This window comes from Streptococcus sp. 22.1 (genome assembly GCF_016648645.1).
Classification (GTDB): Bacteria; Bacillota; Bacilli; order Lactobacillales; family Streptococcaceae; genus Streptococcus.
Genome location: NZ_JACLQK010000046.1, coordinates 1 through 2,069 on the forward strand (window position 1 = coordinate 1; position 2,069 = coordinate 2,069).

The window sequence follows — 2,069 nt, forward strand, 5'->3', positions numbered from 1 at the left end:
TCTTCATAAGTCAATTTCATAATAAAAACACCCCAAAAGTTAGATTTTTTCTGTCTAACTTTTGGGGTGCAGTTCATATTGGGGTTTTTAAAATCCAAATATTCAAGATCTGTACTCGAATCAGTATATACATCTGTTGTTGATAAATAAATTATCTTTTTGTTTCTACCATATCTCGCAAGATTAATTAATGACTCCATAGAATAAGAATTCACTTGGAGTAAGTCTTCTGCTGGCAAAATGTGGTTTACTCTTGCAGCTATATGAACAATATGTCTAACTTCAATTGAAAGTTTTTTAAAATCACCTTTTGATAGACCTAAGTATTCAGTTTCAAGATTACCTTTAATGACTTCAATTCGTTCAATAAGACTTTCATCATATAAATCAAACTCTATAAGTTTATCAATAATTCTGAGTTTATCACCCGTTCTTTCGAGGCAAATTACAAAGTTACCTTTATCTAATAATTGTTTTAAAACGTGTATGCCTACAAATCCAGTAGCACCTGTCAACAGTATTTTCTCTCTTCCTCCAGTCTCTAATAAACGAGTTTTTGAAAAAGAAAAATCACTAAAATAATCTTTTAAACGTTTCTCTGCTTTCAATTGGTACTTGCACTCAAAATTAGAAGATAATTTACCATTATTATTCTCTAAACTGAAATTTGAAATTATTTTTGACACCTCATATATAGATGAAGCTCTAACAAAATCAGAAATCATAATATTAACATTAAATGCTTGATTGATTTCATTTAATAGTGAGATTATATAAATAGAATCTCCACCTTGCTCTATAAAACCCTCATCATAGGAAATCTGTTTTGATGAAATGTATTTAGAATATATTCGATATAACTCTTCCTTAACATTTTGAGTAGTTTCTAAAGATTTATTAATAATAGTATTCTCAAACCAAAAATGTTCTTTTAAATAATATGCGGGTGGTAAAGGTATCTTCTGTTCACTTATTTCAAAAATAAGATTTTTGCATGTGATATTATTCCAGGAATTTACTAACAAATCATAAAATATATTTAAACTATATCTCCCATTATTTGTAGTTGAAACAAGGTTAATATTTTTATAAGTTTCAGTTAACTCACGAATAAGGTTATTCGAAACAGTACGACTCCCAATTTCTATAATTTCGTCTATCTCGGAACTTTTGAATACTTCTTTTAAACCAGAATAAAAATCTACTGGATCAAGCATTTGATTGCTCCAGTACTTACTGCAAAATTCATTATTATTATTAATATTTTTCTCGCTAGATGAATAAAAGTTAATTATAGATTTTCTAAATGAAAAATTGATACACTTAGAAAGACTTTCACTTGACTTTTTCAGAAGATTTGAATGAAACGGAAATGTGTTATTCAGAATTTTGAACCTAATGTTCTCTTGAATGCAATATTCTTGTATTTCATTGACCCTTTCAATTGTGTCAGAAACTGCAATCTCATTAGCTGAATTTCTAACAGATGCTCTTACTTTAAACTGCTCTTGTATTTTATGTAGTTGATCCTCTTCAGCAGTTAATAAAATCATTTTTCCACTCAATGCCGATTCTTCCATAGCTTTCCCACGAAAATAAACAAGACGAATTGCATCTTCAATTGACATTATTCCTGCTACACACGCTGCTGAAATCTCTCCTAAACTATGCCCAATAACACCTTCTATATTTGTGTACCGTGATATTTCCTTCCCCAAAACAATTTGAGGAATAACTGTTGATAACTGAATAATTACACTTTCATTTTCACAATAAACTTTGTTCTTCAATAAAACTTCAGATACTTTTTGACTTGCTTTTTTATCCAATCTATCAATAATATCAAGACAAATATCAACTGCTTGCCTAAAGCTACTGATATTTTCATAATAATCAGAGAAATTCATAAGCTTTGTTGATTGACCTGAAAATACCAATAGGGTCTTCGAACGTTCAATTCCCTTTAAATAACTTCCTACAATTTCGACCTTATCATCTTTAGAATCATAAACAATAGCTTTGTCAATAGATTTATTAATATTCTTTTTCATATAAGAACTGTCTTGAAT

General features: G+C 28.9%; 1 protein-coding gene. It reads right to left on the bottom strand.

Features of this window, described 5'->3' with window-relative positions; genetic code table 11:
- A partial coding sequence (locus H7U04_RS11250) for an SDR family oxidoreductase (RefSeq protein WP_201059847.1) occupies positions 1–2,051 on the bottom strand: 2,051 nt, incomplete at its 3' end.
- Between the last annotated feature and the right edge of the window lie 18 nt (positions 2,052–2,069).